We start from the raw sequence: 21,538 nt of genomic DNA on the forward strand, positions 1-21,538 counted from the left end.
CATAAAACTCCGGATAATCAAGAAAAAAGCATCGAGAAATGACACTTCCCCCACCAACAGAATACCAGTACGCTGGTGCGCCTACCAGGCAGGATGTCGATGCTAATCTGTGCGGTCCGAAAGAGCGCGAAATATTTAACTATTCTTCCCTTATTTGCGTTCGGATCCGACGCATTTCCGGAAGCAAATTCATAAAATGATCTAAAATTATCGGATCAAAGTGTTTGCCTCTGCCATCAGACAGTATGGAAAGCACCTCCTCTTCGGGGAGAGCAGGTTTGTACACTCGTTTATGAATAAGGGCATCGTACACATCTACGACTGCTACAATTCTGCCGGATTGAGGAATAGCCTCACCTGCAAGGCCACGAGGATATCCCGTTCCATCCCATTTTTCATGGTGTGACAGGGCGATTTCTTGAGCCATCCGAAGCACGGGAATATCGGAATTGTCAAGAATGCAGCCGCCGATTTCAGTATGCTTCTTCATAATCTCGAATTCTTCCGGTGTCAGTTGCCCCGGTTTCTGAAGTATCCTGTCGGGAATGCCGATTTTGCCTACGTCGTGCATTGGAGCTGCCAGTCGGATATCGTCAACGGTCTGGGAATCCCATCCCAATGCTTGCGCTATTACCGAAGAATACATGCCTATGCGCCGGATATGAGCGCCCGTTTCATCATCGCGATACTCCGAAGCAGAAAGAAGCCGAAGTATGATTTGCTCTTCCCGCGCGCGAACCTGCGCTGTGCGTTCCTGTACACTCCATTCCAAATTGCATTCATATTCCCTCATGAGAAGGGTCACACGGCGTCGTTCCAGAGCATTGGCGATGTTTACCAGAATTTCGCTTTTGTCAAAGGGTTTTACGATGTAGCCGTACGCTCCGGACTTCAGTGTCTTAATTGCCGTCTTCTGTTCATCTACTGCTGTGACCACGATTACAGCAGCATCGGGGAATGATTTTGTCACAATTTTCAGTAGATCTAATCCTGACATGCCCGGCATTCTTATGTCGCTGAGCACCAGGTGGTATGTCTCTTTAGCAAGTAATTCCAGAGCGGATTCTCCGCTCAATGAAGTTGTGCATAAATATCCTTCGGAAGTAAGCCATCGGGATAGGAGATCGCATATGAAGGGTTCGTCATCAACGAGGAGAACCTTTATCTCTTTTTTCTCTCCGTTTGTCTCTTTTTCGTTCGAAGGCTCAGTCGCTATTTCCATCTGACGTAAAGAGCACCATTTGTTTTCAATTAGTTGGTGGGTGCCGCTCACTTCAGTTTTTTGAACTCCTGCCCCCGTATGATTCATGGTCGTGTCCCCGAAATGTAAATGATTCAAGACTAACCAATAAATCACTACGCAATGAGCATGCCACAAATTGAAAGCGAGCGATCCGGGCGCTCTACATGGAAAACCGAAAGCTACCACGCGCAATGCTATTGGATATAATCCATAATTATATGGAAAAGATGCCATAATCATCTATGAGATTCAGGATGACTGCAATCAGCTGACTCGCGGCACCTCGCATGAACTTAAAGAATGAATGACCGGTCGATTATTGCTGTAAAATCATGGCAATTTCCCGAATCTCTCTGCTTTGACAGCGCATGGGTATCAGTCCCGGAGATACTTTTTGGTTTTAAGCATCCACATCACTTCGTCCTTTGTTCCTTTGGGAACATGGATCGTATAGGTAAGCGGCTCGTTATTGCGCATTGCCCGAAACGAAGTCTGGTCCCGAGTAAGTGAACCGTTGATCTCTCGCAGGAAGCGTACGGAAGTCTGTGTCAGCACTGCGAGATGGGCCAGCGGCAGATCTTGTGAGAATCGTACTCCCTCTATGGTATCGAATTCCAGTGGTTGTATTTCCGGCACGTCGATTTCATAAAAGTCTCTGTTTCGATCGATAAGATAAAACGCTATCCATCGGGGGACATATTCTTCGGTCTCAATAGGCAGCTTCATGTCCCAGAATTCCAGCGAATTATAGGCGTTCGTACGATGCTTGATCTCACTGAAACCTGCATTGTATGCGGCTGCCGCAGTCAGCCAGCTACCCGGTCGGTCTCCCCTTCCGAGCTTCTGCCGCAACCATTTGAGGTACCGTGCAGCGGACCGGGTGGAAAGAGCCAGATCGCGTCTCTCGTCCTTGACAGAGTTAATTTGAAGAGACCAATCCAGGTCCGGATCTTTTGATAGAGTCTGAATCGCCGTAGGTTTAACAAACTGCCACCATCCTCCTGCCATGGAAGGAGAAACAACTCTCCGATTGTAGCCGGATTCAAGAGCCGGCAACAAGGTGAATTCCGATGGAACCTGTTCAGCTTTGAGAATAGCGTCTATCGCTTGAGTGTAGCGGTCTCTCCTCGTGAGCCACGTAGTAGTAGTGGTTCTTAAATCGGTAAGAAGATATGCTATCTGGTATTCGATCCGTTTGCGTACATCCGGACGCGCCAGCGGAATTCTCTCTCCACAAAAATCGAGGCCCTGCTGCAGGACTATCTCCGGAATTTTCCGGACAGTTTGCCAGCAGGTTCCCGGTTCCTGAGGATTCTGATAGAGGCAATCCAGCGCATGCTTCAGAAGTAATTTTTCCCGTTCGAGATTATTCAGACGCTGCATCTTCTCAAGCATATTCAGCGTTACTGCCAACTGATTCAGCGGATCGACTGAGAAGAAATCTCCCGGGAGATTTTCCACCCAGAGCATGAAACGAGAAACCAGCATCTTAGAAAACGATGATTCCGGAAAGTGTCCCGATATTGAGACGAGTTCCTGAAAAGCCGAGCTGTCAAGGATGTGAGAATAATCGTCCAAAATTCGACCGTAGTTTGGAGGCAACTCCTGAGGATCTCTGGAATTCGCAAGGGCAACCTCTGCAGCTAACTGTTTGGAAAGATAATACATACTTAATAAGCGAGTCCTTACCCCAAGTTCCTCTTTGACAGCATCGGTAGCAAGCATAACGAACAAAGCTACAGGTAGTATGATGCAGAGAATGACTGTATTCCGCAGTCGGGTCATGAGCCTCAATCATCCTTGGCCGGATTTCTGTCCGTCTTGGGGAGTTGCTTTACCAGTTCGGCCAGACTTCTCAACTGTTTGTTTTCGGGTCTGGTCTCCAGAGCTTTTTGAGCCACTTTGAGCGCCGCTTCTCGATTCCCTTCTCTGACCAAAGCCAGCACGTGGTTGACACGAGCAGGGATGAAATCGGGAAATAATTCCATAGCTTCTTCATAGATTTCGATGGCCTGGTCGAAATCGCCCATGCGCTCTGAAACAATGGCTGATGTGAATAAAGACCTGGGATCGCTGGAAAATAAACCGATGTACAGCCTGCAAAGATCCGCAGCACGTTTCGCATCTTTGGCTTTCGCCGCGGAAAAAGCGTTATATATCAACTCATCTTTAGTCGTGCTGGGAAGTTTGATTATTTTTTCGCATGTCATGGCCGAGTTCAACTGAGTCAGGTTACGGATGGCAATTTGATTCCCGGGGTTCTGCTTGAGGCACGATTCGTAAGCTTGAACCGCCTCTTTCTTCTTGCCCAGATCCTCCAATGCAGCGCCGAGATGTATCATTGCCTGGACATAATAGGGCGACGTGGAAGGCACTTTGCGGAATGTTTCGACGGCTGCTCCGTTCTTACCTTCCATTCGATAAGCAAGGCCGACTTCGAAATCCGAAGATCCATCTGCTGCAAGAACGCACACGGCATTTGCACAAATTACGAGCAACAGCATGGCGGCAAAGTTTCGCTGCAAATCGATCTTCCCGGCTGGAACAGAGATTAATTATGAGATCGTTCCCGCTCTTTTAGAGGGAACTCTCGCTACTGTCTCGATTCTGGTGTCCGCAATCAGCCGATCGGCTCCAAGTCAGAGTCCGAACTCTCGACTGAATCAATATTCTATACATACCATAGAATCATACGCAGCGAAAAGCGGCTGAATTCAGGCCTCTTACTTTATCCGAAGAAAATGGCATTTGTGCAAAGCATAGCAACCGGTTGCGGTTCCCATTGAAAAATGCTAGGGTAACTGGTTGCCGTTGGAGCAACGCGTGTCTTATGGTGCGGAATTCTTGACTATTATGCAATAGGATCGACCTATTATCCATTTTCCAATGACGTTCAGGACTGGGCCGAAATTTTCGATAATTCGGGAGGAAACACGTGGATCTGCTTGAATCGATTCAGTCAGATATGCAGAAGCTCGAAAATGAACTTATCGAGCATCTTGAAAGCCGTGTTCCTGTAGCATTCGAAATTGGCGCTCACATCATGAACAGCGGAGGAAAGCGGATACGTCCCCAGCTTGCGATTATTGCCGCACGAATGGGCGGGTACACGGGATTGAACGCTCTGAAGCTGTCAGGGGCCATCGAATGTATTCACACGGCGACACTGTTGCATGATGATGTGGTCGACGATGCTGACACACGACGTGGCCGACCGTCGGCAAACACCCTGTGGTCGAACGAAATGTGCGTGCTGGGAGGAGATTTCATACTTGCCAAGGCATTCTCTGCTCTGACGTCTATCGGCAACCTTCGCATTCTGGAAATTGTTTCTGCCGCAACCGAACGGCTTAGCGAAGGCGAACTCTTTCAAATGGCCAATATCGGCAATTTGGACCTGACTGAAGCTGACTATCTTCAGGTGATTACGGACAAGACAGCCGTTCTGATGGAAGCAGCCTGTAGAGGAGGCGCAATCTTGGGGAACTTCGAGCCGAATAAAGAGGAAGCGCTTGCTCAATTCGGTTTGAACCTCGGAATAGCATTCCAGATGACCGATGATGTTATTGATTACCGGTCCGATGTGCAAACCATGGGGAAACCCCAGTGCAAGGATATCCAGGAAGGAAAGTTAACCCTGCCTCTTATAGCAGCTCTCAGGAACGCGACTGCGCCTGAGAGGAATCGGGTTGAGAAGATGATTGAAGAAAAGACGCTTTCAGGAGACGACCAGGTCTGGATCAGAAACTGGGTCGAACGTACTGGCGGGATACAACAAACTCTGGAGTCAGGCAGGGCGTTTCTCGAGAAAGGTACGGCTCACCTGGAAATCTTTCCCGATACTGAAGAAAAGCGAGCACTCATGAAGCTTGCTGAAAGGATACTCCACAGGACATATTGAACCACTCGGATCTTCCGGCATTTTTTTTGTTTTAAATTGTGTTTAATCCTTGAAGGAAATCCGAGGACTTGATACACCTTGTCCGGTAGAGAACAATGACGAAGGTTAGCATGCCCAGGTACATTCTTTCGGTTTTCGTGATATGTGTTGCGGCAGTTGTCTGTTCGGGCTGCCCTTCAATCTGGAACACCGAAACGGCCGGCAAAGCTGCAAGCGCGGACGAACTTTTTAGCGCGGCCGAAGCAGATTTTCAGAAGAAGAACTATCCTCAGGCTATCGAGACCTATGAACGTCTCAAATCAGCATATCCTGATTTCAAACAGATTCCGGAGGTCTACCTGAAGATAGCGGATTCCTTTTTCGAACAGGGTCAGTATGAAAAGGCGATTTCAAGATACCTTCAGTTTGTCGAGTTACATCCCGGCCACAAAGAGTTGCAGCGGGCAAAATATCAAATCGCTCTGGCCCATTTTAACCAGATAAAGAATGCCGATCTGGACAGTGCTCTTGCTCAACGTTCCGCAAAAGCTTTCAAGGCTATCATGGACGACCCCGATGCCGGAGAATTCGCGAAACAGGCCGAAGAAAAGTACAAGGAATGTTTAAAAAAACTTGCCGCAAAAGAATTATATAAGGCTCGGACATACGTTGGTATGGGCAATTATCAGGCTGCAAGGATGGCTGCAAAAAGAGTCCTGGACGAGTATCCCAAGCTGGGCTTCGATGAAGAGGCAAACGAGCTAATCGGCAGCATAAAAAATAAATGATCGGATCGACAATTCCTGCGCACTCCTGATACTGATTCGCTTTTCTTTTCATAATCTGGCAGGCTGAGGTATCCTTCGCTCCGGACGACGCAAAGCCGTCTAATACTCCGCTCAGGACACCTCAGCCTACGCCATCTTATATGCATAATTGCGGAATAGTTTGAGCGCTCTAGAAGCAGCATTACACCGGGCTTCTCCCGATTGGGTTTTTCAACCCGGTAAACCGCCCTTGAAACCTTCCGACACGATCGTTCTGTAGTGCTTTACCGATACCTGTCCGGGAATTCCCCCTTTCATGGGGGACACATCCTTTGCGTCTGCAATCATCACCTCGACCTTGCCTTTATTCGCAGCTTTGGAAAAATGCACAGCCAGTGCGGCTGCAAAATCCAGGTCTTCCGCTCTATGAGGGGCTGCACCTTCTTTCTTCAGCAGAACGTGAGCGCCCGGATAATCTTTCACATGGAACCACAGGTCTCCAGGACGGGCTTTCTTGCGGACAAGGAACTCGTTACTTCGAGCATGCAGTCCTACGAAGACGCTCGCGCCTGACGGTGATGCGAATGTCCGGAAGAGCTTTGATTCTCGATCAGTGGGGGGCCTGGATTGGGATTTGGACTGAGGGGTTTCCTTATGGAAATCTCCAGCCAGCATTTCCAACTCATCAATTTCGTCGCATTCCATGATGTAGAAGAGTTGGTCTTCCAAGGCACGCATTTCCGCGATGGTTTCCGCCACGCGTCGTTGGACTGCCTGTTCGCCTCTTTTGCCTTTCGCCGCTTTCCTGAAAATGCGTTCCATGTTCTCCACGGGATTCAAGGAAGGCTCCAGCAGGACAATTCTTTCCCCGCCGGTGATCCAGTCCTGGACACGGATCGAGTCCATTCCTTTTCGCATCTTCCCGAGATTCGCTTTCAGGAGTTCGCCTTCATATTGGCGGCCGGAAAACTCTTTCAATCGTGTCTCGTCAACTTTGATCTTTTTCAGGCGCCGATCCAATGAATTGATACGTGCTCTCACAGGAGCAGCGATTTCTCTTTTCGCCTGGTTCAGCAACAGAGATTCCAGCCTGGGACGAAAAAACGCGTCCACCGCTTCATTCATCGCGGAGAATGTCTCGTCTTCCGGCAAAATTGCGCTGACCGTAAGCCGCTTCTTCCCTTTGGAATCTATGTGTATACCGGGCGAAAGATTTCGTTCTTTGACTATCTCGTCCAACGATTCCGCAGCTCTGCCGTGTTTGGGTGGAACAGTGTACTCTATTCCCGGAAGAACGATCCTGCTGCCTGCTTCCTTCTCCGGTATGTGGTGTAAGCAATCGAGGATGAGACCGGAAACGGCGTCTACCAGAATGATATTGGAGTCCCGCCCAAGAAGTTCCAGGACAAGTATTCGCTCGGTTCTCTCCTCACCAGTGCCCCTTGTGGCAAAGATCATGACCACTCGATCGTCCGGAAGACTGGAACAGCCGGTAATTTTGCTGCCTTGAAAGTGGGCGCGGAGGAATGCGCAGAATCGAGGAGGTCTCGGAGGATTGGGAATCTTTAAGTGGGTTAGATGAATGCGACCCAATTGTGGATCCGCGCTGACCATGAGTTTTTGTTCACCTCCACCCGGTGCCCTCATGCGCAATACCACCTCCCTGGGCAAAGGTTGATGAATTTTGTTGATGAATGCGCCGAGGAGCAGGTCATTCAACTCCCGTGCCACTAATTGGAGAACTGCCAAATCCATTTCTTACCCAATCCAGTTAAATTCCTTATCCTGATTAAACGTGCCGATCTCGTACCGAAGCCGATCTCTTTTGGTTGAGATCTCGATCCGATGTATAAGAAGTATACCATTGATTCATTTCCCAGGGACGTTTCGCAATACGAAATGAGGAGACGGGTTATGAGCGTTCTAACGAGAGACGAGCTTTTGAAAGCAATTCGGGAAGGTCGCATTCAGATCGAACCCTTTTCCGAAGACATGGTCGGGCCTGGTTCGATTGATATGAATTTGAGCAACCAGTTCCGGATTTTCAAAAAGCTTCGCAAAGGGGTCGTAGTTGATGATAGTATGGAACTGGAGAAGATCACGAAGCTCGTCCATTACAAGTCATCGTTCACCCTCCTTCCCGGGGAGACAATCCTAGGAATAACCAGGGAAAGAATTCACCTCGCTCCGGATCTTTGCGGCTGGATTCAAGGACGCTCCCGATTTGCCCGCATAGGACTGCTCACGCATATTACCGCCAGTTTCATTCAGCCCGGAACGAACAACAAGCAGGTGCTTGAAATCAGCAATATGGCGCCGTTTCCGTTGATTCTCAAACCTGACACCCGCGTGTGCCAGGTCATCGTTCAGACCACGGTCGGTGCGGCAATTTATGAAGGCAAACATCGGATTCAGGAAAATCTCTGAGTTCAGATTCAGTGCCTGGTTGCAATAATAGAATGAGTATGGCAGTCCTCCTGTCATTCAGTTCAAGGCGAAGTGAGGTGCAATCGTGAGATGCCCATCCTGCGGTCACCCTGAGATGGTGACAAGAATCTGCGACGAAATCCTTTCATACGGAGGCAAGTCTGTTATTTTGCACGAAATGAAGGGGGATTTTTGTCCGGAATGCGGCGAAGGTGTGTGGGCCGTGGAGAGTTATCGTCGATTTACTGAAGAGCAGTCCAAGTTACTGGACAATCTTCTTAATTGTTCGAGATTGAGTTAATCGCCTCCAGAGCCAGCACAGACACAATTCCACCGTGTACTCGTCGTCCGCGGCTTTCCCTCTCTTGCATCTCTCCATGCCGTTACACACTTTGTACTTAAATCGGTCAGAAAGAGAGGGGCGCACATGAGCACAAACAGACTGGCAAGCGAGAAGAGCCCGTATCTCCTACAACATGCCCATAATCCGGTTGACTGGTATCCCTGGGGAGAAGAGGCATTCAAAAAAGCGCGAAGTGAAGACAAACCCATCTTCCTATCAATCGGATACTCCACTTGTCACTGGTGCCACGTCATGGAACACGAAAGTTTTGAAGATGAAGAGACCGCCGCCGCGATGAATCAATCTTTCGTCTCAATCAAGGTAGATCGGGAAGAGAGACCCGATCTCGACAACATCTACATGACCGTGTGTCAAATGATGACCGGAAGTGGAGGCTGGCCTCTCAATGTCGTGCTCACTCCTGACCTGAAGCCTTTTTTTGCGGGCACGTATTTTCCCAAGACGAGCAGATTCGGGAAGATAGGCATGGTGGAACTCTCGGACCGCATTCGAGAAATCTGGCAAACCCGGCGCAATGACGTGCTGGAATCCGCAGACAAGGTCACGAATGCATTGCGTCAGATGCCCGATGCGTCATCAGGGAGTGTCCAGGGAAAAGCTCTTCTCGAACAGGCATTCACCGAACTGGATAAACGCTTCGATCCTGCTCGGGGGGGATTCAGTCCGGCTCCCAAATTCCCGACTCCCCACAATCTGCTGTTTCTCCTGAGATATTGGAAAAGAACCGGCGACGAGAAAGCGTTGAAAATGGTTGAGAAGACGCTCCATGCCTTGCGATTGGGAGGCATATACGATCATGTGGGATTCGGTTTTCATCGCTATTCCACGGACACGGAGTGGCTCGTCCCCCATTTTGAAAAGATGCTCTACGATCAGGCTTTGCTTACCATGGCGTACACCGAAGCATATCAGGCAACAGGAAACGAATTTTACGCGGACACCGCGAAAGAAATCGTCACGTACGTGCTCAGAGATATGACTTCGCCCCAGGGTGGCTTCTATTCCGCAGAAGACGCTGACAGCGAGGGTGTTGAAGGAAAATTCTACGTGTGGACACTCAGGGAAATCGAGGATGTGCTCGGTCAAAAAGACGCAGCCCTCTATTCCGCTGTTTACAATTTCGAACCGGAGGGCAACTTTCACGATGAAGCTTCCGGACAAGCCACCGGAGCCAACATTCCCCACCTGCTCGCGCGATTTGAGGAAATTGCTGCAACCAGAGACATGACTCCCCATGAGCTTCATGATCGGCTGCGCGCCATTCGTGAGAAACTGTTCAGCACTCGGGAAAGACGAGTCCATCCTCATAAGGATGACAAGATTCTCACGGATTGGAACGGTTTGATGATCGCGGCATTGGCCAAAGCGGCCCAGGTGTTCGAAAATCGTGAATACGGCGAAGCTGCAAGAAAAGCGGCAGATTTTCTGCTCAGCACATTGAGGGATGAACAGGGCAGGCTTTTGCATCGGTTCAGAGATGGAGAGGCAGGTTTGACCGCACATGTGGATGATTTCGCTTTCTTTGTCTGGGGACTGTTGGAACTCTACGAAACCGTTTTCGAGCCGCAGTACCTCGCAGCCGCACTGGAATTGAACGACGATCTTCTCAAACGCTTCTGGGACGATGAGCGGGGCGGTTTCTATTTCACTGCAATGGATGCCGAAAATCTCCTGGTGAGAACGAAAGAGGTCTACGATGGCGCTGTCCCGTCAGGAAACTCTGTATCCCTCCTGAATTTACTCCGACTCGGCAGGATGACGTCGAATCCTGAACTCGAGAGCAAGGCCGAACAGATAGCCAAAGCCTTTGCAGGCACTTTAAGACAATTCCCGTCCGCGTACACCCAGATGCTCGTGGGCCTGGAATTTGCCGAAGGCCGTACATACGAGGTTGTCATAGCCAATTCGGGCACAGAAGACGTGCTTCCTATGCTTCGGATAATTCGGAGAAATTTCTTGCCGAACAAGGTTGTCCTGATGCGATTCCGGGATGGGAAGCATGAGAATTTGCTCCGTGTGGTGCGGTTCGATCACGATTTTGCCCTTTTGGAGAACAAAACCACAGCCTATGTCTGCGTGAATTACCATTGTGAATTGCCCACCACTGAACCTTCCAGAGTCTTGGAACTTTTGAGCGCTTGATCTATGGGAGGAATCCCCCTACCAAGGGGGATTCCTCGTACCTCACCTCACGAACTTTAGAGTCAGTGTCAAAAATTCTGTCGTTTATCCCGCGTGTGAATTACAGGATATTGGTAGGACCGGCGTCTCTGCGTCTCGAAAGTGTCTCAAAACCGTATTGACGTTCAGAATCGTGCCACGCTGACCACCCGGCGCTGAAGCACCGAGCTATTTTCTGTCGCCCCTTTGGGGCTTAGGAAGGTGACGTCCCGGAGGGACGTAGGATAATAGCCCGGTAATTCATTGCCGGAAAGAAGGATGTCGTGCCACGACTTTTTTACATTTGCGACTCTTGAGACAGTCTCTCTCTGCCGGTCCATCGGAGGGATATCATTTATTCATGTTGAATATGTGCCGGCACGGAGGCCGGCACCCACCAACACCCTTTTTCTGAATCAGACATTAGTTTTGGCACTTACTATAGTACCGCCAGATCTTCTCATGCGCTTTATTCTCGATAATTTCGGATTTTTCCCAATCCATACATGAAAAATTTGTCATTTTTGGTTAATATGCTCCCCTGTTCCCCACCGTGCGCGTACGAAAACTTCTGTGCCAAAGATCTATCTTCTTGCGGCAAATACTCTGCATTGGTTGTGGAATAGGAACCCCCTTCGGAGGACTTGAAATATGAGCCTTTCTCAGCATCAGCTTGACGAACTCTGCGTAAACACCCTGAGAATACTCTCTGCAGAAGCAGTGCAAAAAGCGAATTCCGGCCATCCGGGACTCCCTTTGGGAGCTGCGGCGATGGCGTATGTTTTATGGACGAAATATCTCCGTTTTAACCCGTGCAATACCCGGTGGCCAAATCGTGATCGATACGTCCATTCGGCCGGCCACGGCTCGGCCCTGCTCTATTCTCTTCTTCATATGACCGGCTGCGATCTTTCGCTGGAAGACATAAAGCTGTTCAGGCAATGGCAGAGCAAAACCCCAGGACATCCCGAGTACGATCCGGAGCTCGGTGTTGAGGCAACTACAGGACCCCTCGGGCAGGGCTTCGGTATGGGTGTTGGCATGGCAATTGCCGAGCGGTTCCTTGCCGCGCAATTCAATCGTCCGGGGTATGCTGTCATGGATCATTTCACGTACGCGATCGTGTCGGACGGCGATCTCATGGAAGGCGTCGCTTCGGAAGCAGCTTCTCTTGCCGGTCACCTTCGTCTGGGTAAACTCATCTATCTGTACGACGACAATCACATTTGCATTGAAGGAGATACCGCGCTCACTTTCACCGAAGACGTGGAACAACGTTTCAGGGCGTACGGATGGCAAGTGCTCAGGGTCACTGACGGGAATGACATAGACGCAATCGATTCCGCAATCAGACATGCTCAAAGCGACCGAGACAGGCCTTCACTCATTATGGTGCGGAACAGGATCGGCTATGGCAGCCCCAAACAGGACAGTGCCAGTGCACATGGAGAGCCTCTTGGAGAAGAGGCGCTGAGAATCACGAAAGAAACGCTGAACTGGCCTCTTGAGCCCAGTTTCCATATTCCCGAGGAGGCTTTGATCGAATTCAGATTATGTGTCGACCGCGGTAAGCAGTTGGAAAAAGAATGGGAAGATCTCTTCACCGCATACGCAAAAGCTTTTCCCGAAGAAGGTGAAGCGCTGAGAAGATACTTTCGCGGTGAGCTTCCGGATGGCTGGGATGCCGACATTCCTGTATTTCCTCCGGATCCGAAGGGAGTGGCCACTCGGGTTGCTTCCGGCAAAGTGCTCAATGCAATTGCAGGACGAGTGAGAAATCTCCTCGGTGGATCTGCGGATCTCGCTCCTTCAACAAAGACGCTGATTTCCGGCTCTCCCGATCAAGCGGCTCAAACTCCAGGAGGACGAAATCTTCGCTACGGGGTGCGAGAGCACGGCATGGGAGCCATAGTCAACGGCATGGCCCTTCATGGCGGCGTCATCCCGTATGGCTCGACGTTTCTCATCTTCTCCGATTATCTAAAGCCTTCATTGCGAGTAGCGGCACTTATGGGCGTGCACTCCTTGTTCGTGTTTACCCACGACAGTATTGCCGTAGGAGAGGACGGTCCGACTCACCAGCCTGTGGAACAACTCGTTTCCATGCGAGCCATCCCCAGATTCACGGTAATCAGACCTGCGGATGCAAACGAGACTGCAGAAGCCTGGAAGGTGGCTGTCACACGCAAGACTCCCATTGCGCTGATTCTCACACGGCAAAACGTACCGACTCTGGACCGCGACAGGTTTGCCGCGGCGAAAGAATTGGCCAAAGGAGCGTACATCCTGTCCGATTGCCAGGGCGATCCCGACATACTCCTGATTGCATCTGGTTCGGAGGTAGCTCTTGCAATCAACGCCCAGGAACGCCTCGCTTCGGAAAAAGGAATCAAAGCCAGAGTAATTTCCATGCCGAGTTGGGAGCTTTTCTCGGAACAATCACAGGAATACAAGGACAGTGTGCTGCCGCCTCAGATCCAGACAAGACTCGCAATCGAAGCGGGATCGCGCTACGGCTGGGCTGAATGGACCGGATCGCAGGGAGATATTATCTCCGTAGATCGGTTCGGGTCCTCTGCTCCCGGAGGCGAGGTCATGAAAAGATATGGCTTCTCAGTGGAAAATGTAATGGAACGAGCTGAGGCTCTCATTGCGAGCACGACGAAATAATCCCTCATATTCTGGAGGCGTCTCTGCCGGTCCATTCTATCGATATCATTAATCATATTGAAGATGTGCCGGCACGGAGGCCGGCACCCACTAATGCCATAAGCGTTATATCAGAGTGTCCCCCCCCCTTTTACAAAGGGGGGCCAGGGGGGATTTTGATCTAAGCCCCTGAAATCCCCCTGAATCCCCCTTTATAAGAGGGGGACATTGATGATGGTCTTCTTGACACAAGGAGGTGCCCATTTAAGCAATTCGACCCTAAGTTAACGCATATTCCGACCAAGATCCTGTCCTCAATCGGACATTCATTTTGGGAGTTGCCATAACGGGTTTTTCCCCGTAATGATGCCATGTTAGCTCTTGAGGCTGTCTGGGACAAAGAGACTGGAAGGGCAAAATAGCGCAGATGAAAACGATTTCTCAATGCAACCGCCTATCTTCCGAGAGAATCTTCTCAATTTCGGAGACTATCTTTTCCGCCCATTGCTCGGGATACGTTGCAAACAGGTGTCTCATGCTGTAATGCCTGAGGCCCCATTTCCACACCATCGCATCGGCTTCGTATTCGATGCGTTCCCGAAATCGGGCTCGATCGCCCCGAGGGACAGGCCATTCGTCTTCAGGAAGTCTTTCACGTACCACATGTCCGAGTTCTCTGAAGAAAGCACCGAGAAACAAATCCTCAGGCCAGTCTTCCTGCTCCTGCCGGATGATTATGAAGTAATTGAGACCGCTCGGTTTTCGCAATGTCTTTGTGGCCATTCCGAGAGGAATTTGCAGGTTGGGCTCGATGACAATCGTAAGAACGCGGTTTTCCGAAAGAAACAAATCCAAAATGTCGTCCGGTAAAAGTGAAAAAGCTTTCTCCAACCGGCCCGTGGTCTGAGGCTTTACTTCTCTTTGCTTCGACTGAATCTTTGACTGCACATGACTCCGTACGTATTTGGCAATGGATAAATCGCTCACTGACATTGGCATCTCCTCTGGTAATTATAGGCACTCTACCACAAGTTACTGAACGGAGACGGTCCTGAGACAGGAGTTCCCGTCGCTGTATCCGAAGGAGCGCCTTGCCATTTGGCGAGTAATTCGAGGTACTCTTTGTTCGTGGGATCCATTGTCAAAGCTTTCTGCAGAGTACGTACAGCCAGGGCCTTCTGATTATTCGCGAACTGGATTTCAGCGAGATTTTCCAGAATGTCCGGGCTGTCTCCCTTCCCGAGGGCCAGCGCTTTTTCCGCTAGCTTCAGAGCCATTGTGGAATTCTTATACTTCGGATCGGTTGAAAAAGCATACACCTGTGCAAGGGCCGCATAACCAGGAGCAAACTTCTTATCCAAATCTATAGCTTTCTCCAGATCCTTTACTGCAAGCTCAAATTCTCCCATCTTTCTGTACGCAGTTCCTCTATCTTTGTACAACAGTGGAGAATCCGGATTCATTTCAATGACTTTACTGATCTCTTCAACTGCTTTGTCGTGTCTTCCTTTTCCGCTCAAGGCCATGCCTCGGTTGTGATACGCGGAGGAAAACTTGGAATCCAGTTTCAGGGTGCGCTCGAAATCCTCTAACGCCCGATCGAAATCCTTTTGGCGCAAGTACGCTACGCCGCGATTGTTGAAGTACATTGCCTTGGTGGAATCAAGTGAAATAGCACGGTCAAAGTCTTCTACTGCACGGGCATATTCATGTTTTCCGTTCAGGGCGAATCCCCGATTATTATAGTACCGGGCGTCGTTCGAATTCAGTCTAATGGCGGCATCGAAATCACGTACTGCGGAATCGTAGTCATGTTTGCCATTGAATGCAAAGCCACGGGTATTCAGTGCTTCGGAAGACGTTGGGTCGAGTTGCACTGCCTGGTTTAGCGCCTCAATCGCGTGCTCGTAATCGTTCAACGCATTATAAGCAAAACCTAGTCTCGTATATGCAGCGGCATATGCCGGGTCCAGCTTGACAGCCTGAAGAAGGTCTTTAATAGCGGATTGCGGATCTCCTTTTCGAAGATTGACTTCTCCCCGTTTTGCCCATGCGTGAGCGGATTGGCCCTGTAATTTCAGCGCTTCCGTCAGTCTGGCCAAAGCGTCGTCCAAATTTCCTGCATCTTCCGCATCCAGCCCCGCTCTGAACAGGTCCGTGAAATTGGCGGCTTGAATCTCGGTATTTCCCATGTACGTGAGAACAAGAATACCGATCGCCACGAAGGCGGATTTCTTCAAAAGCATGACTTCTCCTCAGAAATAGGGCAAAATCAGCACGCGGCGGTACCGCACCCGTCGCTGACTTATACCCGGTTTAGCACACTTTATCAAGACAGCAGGCCGACAAGGAGAACGCATATGGACTTGCTCGATACATTGAGGATGCGCAGGAGTGTCCGAGCTTTCCTGAACGAATCCCTATCCCGGGAACTGCTCGAGAGTATACTGGCCGATGCCCGCAATGCACCATCTGCCATAAATATGCAACCGTGGGAAGTGCACATGGTTTTGAATGAAGAAAGAAAAAGGCTGTCACGTCGGCTCCTGAAATCCTTCAGAGAAAGAGCCATCATGTGCGGGCCCGGTGCAGTTCAGCCGATTCCGGACAAGTTCATGAGTAGAGCACGAGAATGTTCGGAGCTCATGGACCCCTTCGTCCAAAGGATGGGGACGGATTTCAAGGCGTTCGTGAATGAGGGCAGCCTGAATTTCTATGGTGCTCCTGCGGTGGCGCTGGTATTTGTCGACTCCTGTTTTCCTGAGGTGCGATGGGTGGATGCGGGAATTTTCCTGAGCTATCTGATGCTGGCAGCAGCAGGTCATGGGATTTCAAGCTGTCCCGTCGGACTCGTAAAATCGTACGAGGACGAAATAAAAGATCATCTCAATATACCGGATCAAAAGACTTTCTTGATTTCTCTCGCTCTGGGGAAACCGGATTCACAGGCGGCAGTTAATGAGTTCAAATCTCCAAGAATTGGATTGGATCAGTTCGTGAGGTGGATTGAGTAAGGTGGCTTGAAAAGGCCGGGGACTGCATCGAGTCCCCGGTAATCGTATCGCCTCTCATTTCTGAGTCAATATCTCGCCCTCATGTGCATAAGCCGCGAAAGTAATATCAGAAAAAATTATTTTTGCACTAATTTTTTGCGTATTTCTTTGCGGCCATGAAAACAGCCGTCTCAGGCGGTATACTTTCCTTTGCTTCCCGTTTCCCGGTTCCTTCGGCAACCCAGAATTGCACATGATAGCCTTCAGCCGTGCCCAGTTCCCATCCGGCCAACTCCTGGGGATCGGTGTTGTATCCCTCGATAACTATACGGGCGACAGCCGTGCCGACGGAAACCTGCTGTCCGGTCTGCCCTTGAATATCCACCTTCAATACCGTGGCTGTTTCCGAAGGTCCGCTCGGCCCCAGGAACCGTGTCCACACCACAGTCGGGCCACCTTTGAACAGAACAGTGTCACGAGCCAGAATTTCCGGAAACGCATATGCGGCGGCTCCATCTGCCAACCCGAACGTTCGGTCGTAATTTTTCTGGGCCTGGGTAATCTTTTCGTCATATCGTGATTGAAGGAGAAGTCCTGCTCCCACAATGCTGACAACCGCCAAGACTAGCAATACTATGGCAATGGCAGATCCTTTTTCGTTTTTCATGAATTCTCCTCCATTATTAAAGACCGACAAATGCCAGGTTTCTGGGACTGATACGAAGCGTTCGTTTGACGGTCGAGCCCCAACTGGTAGCTCCCCCGGTACCTTTGTTAACCTGATACGACAACGAAATCTCCACAAGTCTGACGTTTGCTGGATCGCCGCCCGTATCCCAACTGCCGCCTGTATATTGTCTTCTCACTTTGAAATCTACGAGGTTCATGAACTTGTCACCTCTATCAGTAGTGGGATCCCAACCCAGCAGGGGTTCTCCATAAGGGTTGGCATCACTACCGCGATTTCTCCACAATGAATAATAGCTCACCGTCTTCGGGCTGCCGTAAAATGATTCGGTCCGGTCCACCTTGATCATCCGATACGAAACAGCGGGGACAACAATAGTATTGGGAGCGAGCGAAGATGATGTAACAAACGGGAATGTCCAATCCTGAGTCCCGAGAACGCTCGGATTAACAACAGCGGTTGTAGCTTTCACATCAACCTCCACCGAAACTGGTGGCGTGGTTTTGCTTGTGGGGGTAGTGTCCGCAAGGACCGCACCGACACTCCCGTTCAATGTATTTGAAGACCTCTGCGGAATACCTTGCAGCACGAGCCGGGAAGGATCCACAAGTTTTACAAATCCCTGATAAGGAGCATCCAGGCAGCGATCGCACCAAATGGTGTTCATCCTCAGAAATGTCAAATCGGTGGCTCGGTCCAAGTACTGAAGACTGAGATAATCGCTGTAACTTACATAAAGTGCATCGGGAGATCCTGAAGTTGTCTTTACGTGTAATGCAAGCTTGGCATGATCTGCAGAAACACCGAAACCGGCCTGCTGAATATCTCGACTTATCAAAGCAAGTGTAGCGAAGACCCGTTCATCTGTAGTCTTGTCGCGAAAGGATTCATGCCCGCGCTTGCTTTGGAATATGAAAAGCGAGAGAGCACCGGCAATGGCCATGCCGAGGATCAACATGCCAATCATGAGTTCCATTAATGTAAAGCCTTTTTGATTCCGCATGATTCCCTCAGATAATCAACTGTTGTTTTCTACAGCGACGATTCGGAGCTTCCTCGGACAAGTGTCCACCGACGACCGGGAACAATTGGTGGAGCCCCAGCCAACGAGGACGTCTATTGTCTTGAATCCGGTGTATTTCTTGGTATTCCATCTGCAGAAGAAGGTGCCGTCAGTTGCTGTCGTGTCTTTCCAGACCAGTTCCCCCCCAATTATCACCCCGTCACCATCCTCGGGAAGTGCCTCGGGCGTGGTAGGAGGAGAAGTGGGCAGATTGCCCGCTTTGAATCTCTCAACTATTTGCGTTGCAATCACATGTGCTCTTCTTTGTTTTGCGCTATGTCTTTCGGACTGGAATGTCTGATATATCATGCTACTGACTGCAGCCATTCCAATCGACAATATTCCGATGGCAACTATCAGTTCTATCAGAGAAAAACCCTTTTTGCTTGATATGTTCACAGTTGCCTCCCAAATTACTAATCGACTTTTCTGCCCATTCCCACCTGCCCGAACGGAGATATCCTGATGATCTTGTAGCTCTCCGTTTTCGATGGAATCAGAGCGATTCTGAGTTGGTACCCTGTTTCATCTGCAGCGAACCCTCGGGAAGAAAAAGCGGGAACCGGGGTATAGGTTGAAGCGGAAGTATCTATCATGGCTGCGACATCATTCGGGTCCCAGATGATGTACTTGGTCTCATCATATATGAAAATCTGCGGGTTCTTGGATCGAGCAGCCTCGAAAGCCTCTTTTTCTGACGAAGACACTGTATCGATGAATGACTTTTTCTGAATAGTAAGCTGAGCTGTTCGAGTCAGATTCCTCGCTACAGCCACTTCGGGGGACGGCGGCACCATGACACTGTCGGAGTGATAGTAAACGCAGTCGAACGTGGATGTTGTTGCAGCAGAGACGTAAAATGTTCCTGCAGAAAGAGTATCTGAACTCACTGCACTTCTCAGGCCTGCAACTGCAACGTAATCTCCCACTTTGACACCATGGTCGGTCGCAGCAAAAGCGATCTTTCGGAAAAATGCACCGGTCTGATCGAAAGACGTCGCATTGACGATCCGTATAGTGTTCTTGTTTTCCAGGGCCTGCATCCTCACGTACTGCAAAGCCATCGTCAACGATCGCGCCTGCTGGGACAATGCGTATTCACGAGTAATACCCTGACGATATGCCACGAGCGATACTGCAACAATAACGGCTGCAATGGTGCTCACCACCATCAACTCGATCAACGTAAAACCGTTTTCTCTATGCCGTTTCACGCGGTCACCTCCCTGATTGCCACCGCAGGCCGATGGAGTATGAGAGGACAGACTCTGCCCCTTTGGCATCCTTTATCGAAATAGCGACTACGAAACTTCCGGATACATTCTCGCTGAATTTCCAATTGACATACCCTTTATTATCAACAGTAAGCCCTTTGGGTCCTTCTTTCAGCGTGAAGGTGACTGCTTCCCCTTCGGGGTCTTCCGCTACGATACGGGCAGAGTACGTGTTTCCGGCCAATTTCTGATCTACGATCTTTGCCGTAGGTGCGGCGTTGAGGACTTCTACTTTCTTTGTGACTGTGTTTCCCGGAGTACCTTCTGCACTGAAGGGTGTGACGAAAACCTCAATCTTGTCTCCTGCCCTGACGGGCTGGTCCATTTTCACAAACTCCGCAATGCCGTCGTAGTAGGTCGAGCCCGCATCCTGCTGGTTCTTGAGAAATTTTGCCTCGGCTCGCACGGCATTGCCATCCAGAATAATACGCAGCTTGAGATCGTCACCAGTTTCGGGCCGATCGGGATCGAACCTCAGTTCCTTGACTTGAGGTCCCCCCACTTCGGTCGCAGCCATTGCAGTGCCGTTCAGAAATGTCAAGACCACGACAGAAAGAATGAACAAGAATATTCCTAACCGTTTCACACCTGTCACCTTTCTCGCCCAATTCGATTGAAGCTCGTCGATAGTGCTCTCGGCAAGATTATCTCGAGCATGCGGTCACACGCGTGCACTATACCACCTTCATCTTAAGAGTCCAGCATTGTTCCGTTAAATCCGGCAGCGGGTCTCATTTTTCCGAGGTTCCATTGAAGGAAAAACCGCTATTCCAGTCAGCAAGATTTGGAACGTGATAGAACGCTCCAATTCTCACATCCGCTACGAATGCAGTGAAAAGGACCTGCTGTTCCCAGTGCACTCCGTTGCGCTCAACCGAAAACCTTCCTGGTCCACAGCGAAGCAATTCCTGTACCACGGACCTAACATATTATTTTTACGCAATTGTTATTGTTCTTGATGCATCGGTTTGCATGTCAATAAGCGTCTTTCATGACAAAAAATTGTGCTTCGACTTGTATTTGAGAGTATCTCATTGTTTTTTCAGTAAAACATAACTGTAAACAAGATTTACACCTGCCAAAATGCTGTTAAAAAATTTTATATTCGCTATAATCAACCCGAAACATCTACATTTCGCAATTCGCGGCATCCCTTGTGACCAGGAAGAGTTCATGTCGGACCCGAGATACCGAATAAACCTGTACGGCCATTCGAGTGAAGACCCGTATTTTTTCGTCATGGAACTTGCGGCTATACTCGAAATACATCCGGAGGAAGCTCGGGAGTTTCTGAATTCCACTCCCGTGACAATCAAAGAAAACGTGTCTGAGGAGGAGGCAGAATATCTTGGCGATCTCCTGAAAGCCGTCAGGGCGCTGGTAATTGTGGAGCCCATGGATGGCGTTCCTGAGAAGACTCCGGACAAAGCAACAGAGGTGTCTGTTCTCAAGAAGCAGTTGGAAGAACAGGAAGACCGGGCGGCTTTTCGATCGTACTTATGGGTGGGCAGCGCAATGCTGATAGCGCTCATCGTGCTCGTCTGGCTTACGACCGCTTTTTGGTCTTCGTTCTCTAAAACATCCGAGGAGAATGCAAAAAAACCGGCTGTGGAAGAAACAGACGCCAAAAAACCGGAACGAACGGTCACGGAAACTCCCCAGCAACCCGATTTATCGAAACTCTATAGCGTCATAGATGAAGCCGATTCCAATGTGGAACAAACGCAATTCCTGCTCAAAATTAGTGAAGAAGATTTATACCGGCTTCAATCCACGTACATGGCGGATCAAAAGGCGGTACGCCAGAAAAAAGTACAGGTGGCTGAATTACGAGCCAAACTGAGGAGTGAAAAAACCGCACTGCAGAAGCTGAAGGATCAGGTGAAAAGAATAGAGTCCTCTTTGAAGGTCCAGGAGCATAGTACAGCGGAATAGCGTTCTCCTTCGCCTCAAATGATGCGGGAATTATTTTGTAGCAAGTGTAAGACAGTGTCCAATTGCGAAAAGCACTTCTCGGCAATTGGTAGGTG

General features: G+C 49.7%; 19 protein-coding genes. 8 read left to right on the plus strand and 11 right to left on the minus strand.

Features of this window, described 5'->3' with window-relative positions; genetic code table 11:
* Positions 1-139: 139 nt before the first annotated feature.
* From DESTI_RS15580 to DESTI_RS15590, 3 genes are all read right to left on the minus strand, one after another.
* Entirely contained in the window at positions 140-1,309 is a 1,170-nt protein-coding gene (locus tag DESTI_RS15580; RefSeq protein ID WP_014810928.1) for an HD domain-containing phosphohydrolase, read from the minus strand.
* A 309-nt stretch (positions 1,310-1,618) separates the two neighbouring features.
* On the minus strand, positions 1,619-3,028 hold the full coding sequence (locus DESTI_RS15585) for a lytic transglycosylase domain-containing protein (protein ID WP_014810929.1): 1,410 nt from the start codon (positions 3,026-3,028) through the stop codon (positions 1,619-1,621).
* Positions 3,029-3,033: 5 nt separating this feature from the next.
* Positions 3,034-3,768: a tetratricopeptide repeat protein gene (locus DESTI_RS15590; protein ID WP_014810930.1), complete on the minus strand. Its 735-nt coding sequence runs from the start codon at positions 3,766-3,768 to the stop codon at positions 3,034-3,036.
* A 410-nt stretch (positions 3,769-4,178) separates the two neighbouring features.
* Here DESTI_RS15590 and DESTI_RS15600 point away from each other — a divergent pair, with 410 nt between their 5' ends.
* Both DESTI_RS15600 and DESTI_RS15605 read left to right on the plus strand, forming a co-directional pair.
* On the plus strand, positions 4,179-5,144 hold the full coding sequence (locus DESTI_RS15600; RefSeq protein ID WP_014810931.1) for a polyprenyl synthetase family protein: 966 nt from the start codon (positions 4,179-4,181) through the stop codon (positions 5,142-5,144).
* Between the two features lie 110 nt (positions 5,145-5,254).
* Complete coding sequence (locus tag DESTI_RS15605; protein ID WP_014810932.1) at positions 5,255-5,911, plus strand: outer membrane protein assembly factor BamD; 657 nt, start codon at positions 5,255-5,257, stop codon at positions 5,909-5,911.
* A 210-nt stretch (positions 5,912-6,121) separates the two neighbouring features.
* On the opposite strand, the gene DESTI_RS15610 is transcribed toward DESTI_RS15605, so the two are convergent.
* Entirely contained in the window at positions 6,122-7,645 is a 1,524-nt protein-coding gene (locus DESTI_RS15610) for an Rqc2 family fibronectin-binding protein (protein ID WP_014810933.1), read from the minus strand.
* A gap of 159 nt (positions 7,646-7,804) precedes the next feature.
* Here DESTI_RS15610 and dcd point away from each other — a divergent pair, with 159 nt between their 5' ends.
* From dcd to tkt, 4 genes are all read left to right on the plus strand, one after another.
* Positions 7,805-8,317: a dCTP deaminase gene (dcd, locus tag DESTI_RS15615; protein ID WP_014810934.1), complete on the plus strand. Its 513-nt coding sequence runs from the start codon at positions 7,805-7,807 to the stop codon at positions 8,315-8,317.
* A gap of 85 nt (positions 8,318-8,402) precedes the next feature.
* Complete coding sequence (locus DESTI_RS31780) at positions 8,403-8,618, plus strand: type II toxin-antitoxin system MqsA family antitoxin (protein ID WP_014810935.1); 216 nt, start codon at positions 8,403-8,405, stop codon at positions 8,616-8,618.
* 126 nt (positions 8,619-8,744) lie between these two features.
* A complete protein-coding gene (locus DESTI_RS15625; protein WP_014810936.1) occupies positions 8,745-10,823 on the plus strand; it encodes a thioredoxin domain-containing protein in 2,079 nt (692 codons plus the stop codon).
* Positions 10,824-11,492: 669 nt separating this feature from the next.
* Positions 11,493-13,511, plus strand: coding sequence for a transketolase (gene tkt, locus DESTI_RS15635; protein ID WP_014810938.1), 2,019 nt, complete (start codon positions 11,493-11,495; stop codon positions 13,509-13,511).
* Between the two features lie 420 nt (positions 13,512-13,931).
* Here the strand turns inward: tkt and DESTI_RS15640 are convergent, their stop codons facing one another.
* Both DESTI_RS15640 and DESTI_RS15645 read right to left on the minus strand, forming a co-directional pair.
* Positions 13,932-14,483: a hypothetical protein gene (locus DESTI_RS15640; protein ID WP_014810939.1), complete on the minus strand. Its 552-nt coding sequence runs from the start codon at positions 14,481-14,483 to the stop codon at positions 13,932-13,934.
* Positions 14,484-14,512: 29 nt separating this feature from the next.
* Positions 14,513-15,736, minus strand: coding sequence for a tetratricopeptide repeat protein (locus DESTI_RS15645; protein WP_014810940.1), 1,224 nt, complete (start codon positions 15,734-15,736; stop codon positions 14,513-14,515).
* A gap of 114 nt (positions 15,737-15,850) precedes the next feature.
* On the opposite strand from DESTI_RS15645, the gene DESTI_RS15650 reads away from it, so the two are divergent.
* The gene (locus tag DESTI_RS15650; protein ID WP_014810941.1) at positions 15,851-16,504 is read left to right on the plus strand and encodes a nitroreductase; all 654 of its coding nucleotides are present in this window, start codon (positions 15,851-15,853) and stop codon (positions 16,502-16,504) included.
* 127 nt (positions 16,505-16,631) lie between these two features.
* Here DESTI_RS15650 and DESTI_RS15655 read toward each other — a convergent pair whose 3' ends face one another.
* Genes DESTI_RS15655 through DESTI_RS15675 form a run of 5 tightly spaced genes read right to left on the minus strand, consistent with a single transcriptional unit; the run spans position 16,632 to position 20,094 of the window.
* Complete coding sequence (locus DESTI_RS15655) at positions 16,632-17,150, minus strand: pilus assembly PilX N-terminal domain-containing protein (RefSeq protein ID WP_014810942.1); 519 nt, start codon at positions 17,148-17,150, stop codon at positions 16,632-16,634.
* A gap of 16 nt (positions 17,151-17,166) precedes the next feature.
* A complete protein-coding gene (locus DESTI_RS15660; protein ID WP_014810943.1) occupies positions 17,167-18,174 on the minus strand; it encodes a PilW family protein in 1,008 nt (335 codons plus the stop codon).
* 15 nt (positions 18,175-18,189) lie between these two features.
* Positions 18,190-18,633 (minus strand): type IV pilus modification PilV family protein, encoded by a 444-nt coding sequence (locus DESTI_RS15665; protein WP_041286241.1) that lies wholly within the window; start codon positions 18,631-18,633, stop codon positions 18,190-18,192.
* 17 nt (positions 18,634-18,650) lie between these two features.
* A complete protein-coding gene (locus DESTI_RS15670; RefSeq protein ID WP_014810944.1) occupies positions 18,651-19,448 on the minus strand; it encodes a pilus assembly FimT family protein in 798 nt (265 codons plus the stop codon).
* A 4-nt stretch (positions 19,449-19,452) separates the two neighbouring features.
* Positions 19,453-20,094, minus strand: a complete 642-nt coding sequence (locus tag DESTI_RS15675; protein WP_157212175.1) for a putative Ig domain-containing protein — start codon at positions 20,092-20,094, stop codon at positions 19,453-19,455.
* Between the two features lie 587 nt (positions 20,095-20,681).
* On the opposite strand from DESTI_RS15675, the gene DESTI_RS15680 reads away from it, so the two are divergent.
* Entirely contained in the window at positions 20,682-21,443 is a 762-nt protein-coding gene (locus tag DESTI_RS15680) for a hypothetical protein (RefSeq protein WP_014810946.1), read from the plus strand.
* Positions 21,444-21,538 lie beyond the last annotated feature (95 nt).

This window comes from Desulfomonile tiedjei DSM 6799 (assembly GCF_000266945.1).
Lineage (GTDB): Bacteria > Desulfobacterota > Desulfomonilia > Desulfomonilales > Desulfomonilaceae > Desulfomonile > Desulfomonile tiedjei.

What these genes read in the sequence shown, in the direction of transcription:
- DESTI_RS15580 (WP_014810928.1), bottom strand. Translation starts at nt 1,309, where the DNA reads ATGAATCATACGGGGGCAGGAGTTCAAAAAACTGAAGTGAGCGGCACC.
- DESTI_RS15585 (WP_014810929.1), bottom strand. Translation starts at nt 3,028, where the DNA reads ATGACCCGACTGCGGAATACAGTCATTCTCTGCATCATACTACCTGTA.
- DESTI_RS15605 (WP_014810932.1), top strand. Translation starts at nt 5,255, where the DNA reads ATGCCCAGGTACATTCTTTCGGTTTTCGTGATATGTGTTGCGGCAGTT.
- DESTI_RS15610 (WP_014810933.1), bottom strand. Translation starts at nt 7,645, where the DNA reads ATGGATTTGGCAGTTCTCCAATTAGTGGCACGGGAGTTGAATGACCTG.
- dcd (WP_014810934.1), top strand. Translation starts at nt 7,805, where the DNA reads ATGAGCGTTCTAACGAGAGACGAGCTTTTGAAAGCAATTCGGGAAGGT.
- DESTI_RS15625 (WP_014810936.1), top strand. Translation starts at nt 8,745, where the DNA reads ATGAGCACAAACAGACTGGCAAGCGAGAAGAGCCCGTATCTCCTACAA.
- tkt (WP_014810938.1), top strand. Translation starts at nt 11,493, where the DNA reads ATGAGCCTTTCTCAGCATCAGCTTGACGAACTCTGCGTAAACACCCTG.
- DESTI_RS15640 (WP_014810939.1), bottom strand. Translation starts at nt 14,483, where the DNA reads ATGTCAGTGAGCGATTTATCCATTGCCAAATACGTACGGAGTCATGTG.
- DESTI_RS15645 (WP_014810940.1), bottom strand. Translation starts at nt 15,736, where the DNA reads ATGCTTTTGAAGAAATCCGCCTTCGTGGCGATCGGTATTCTTGTTCTC.
- DESTI_RS15650 (WP_014810941.1), top strand. Translation starts at nt 15,851, where the DNA reads ATGGACTTGCTCGATACATTGAGGATGCGCAGGAGTGTCCGAGCTTTC.
- DESTI_RS15655 (WP_014810942.1), bottom strand. Translation starts at nt 17,150, where the DNA reads ATGAAAAACGAAAAAGGATCTGCCATTGCCATAGTATTGCTAGTCTTG.
- DESTI_RS15660 (WP_014810943.1), bottom strand. Translation starts at nt 18,174, where the DNA reads ATGCGGAATCAAAAAGGCTTTACATTAATGGAACTCATGATTGGCATG.
- DESTI_RS15680 (WP_014810946.1), top strand. Translation starts at nt 20,682, where the DNA reads ATGTCGGACCCGAGATACCGAATAAACCTGTACGGCCATTCGAGTGAA.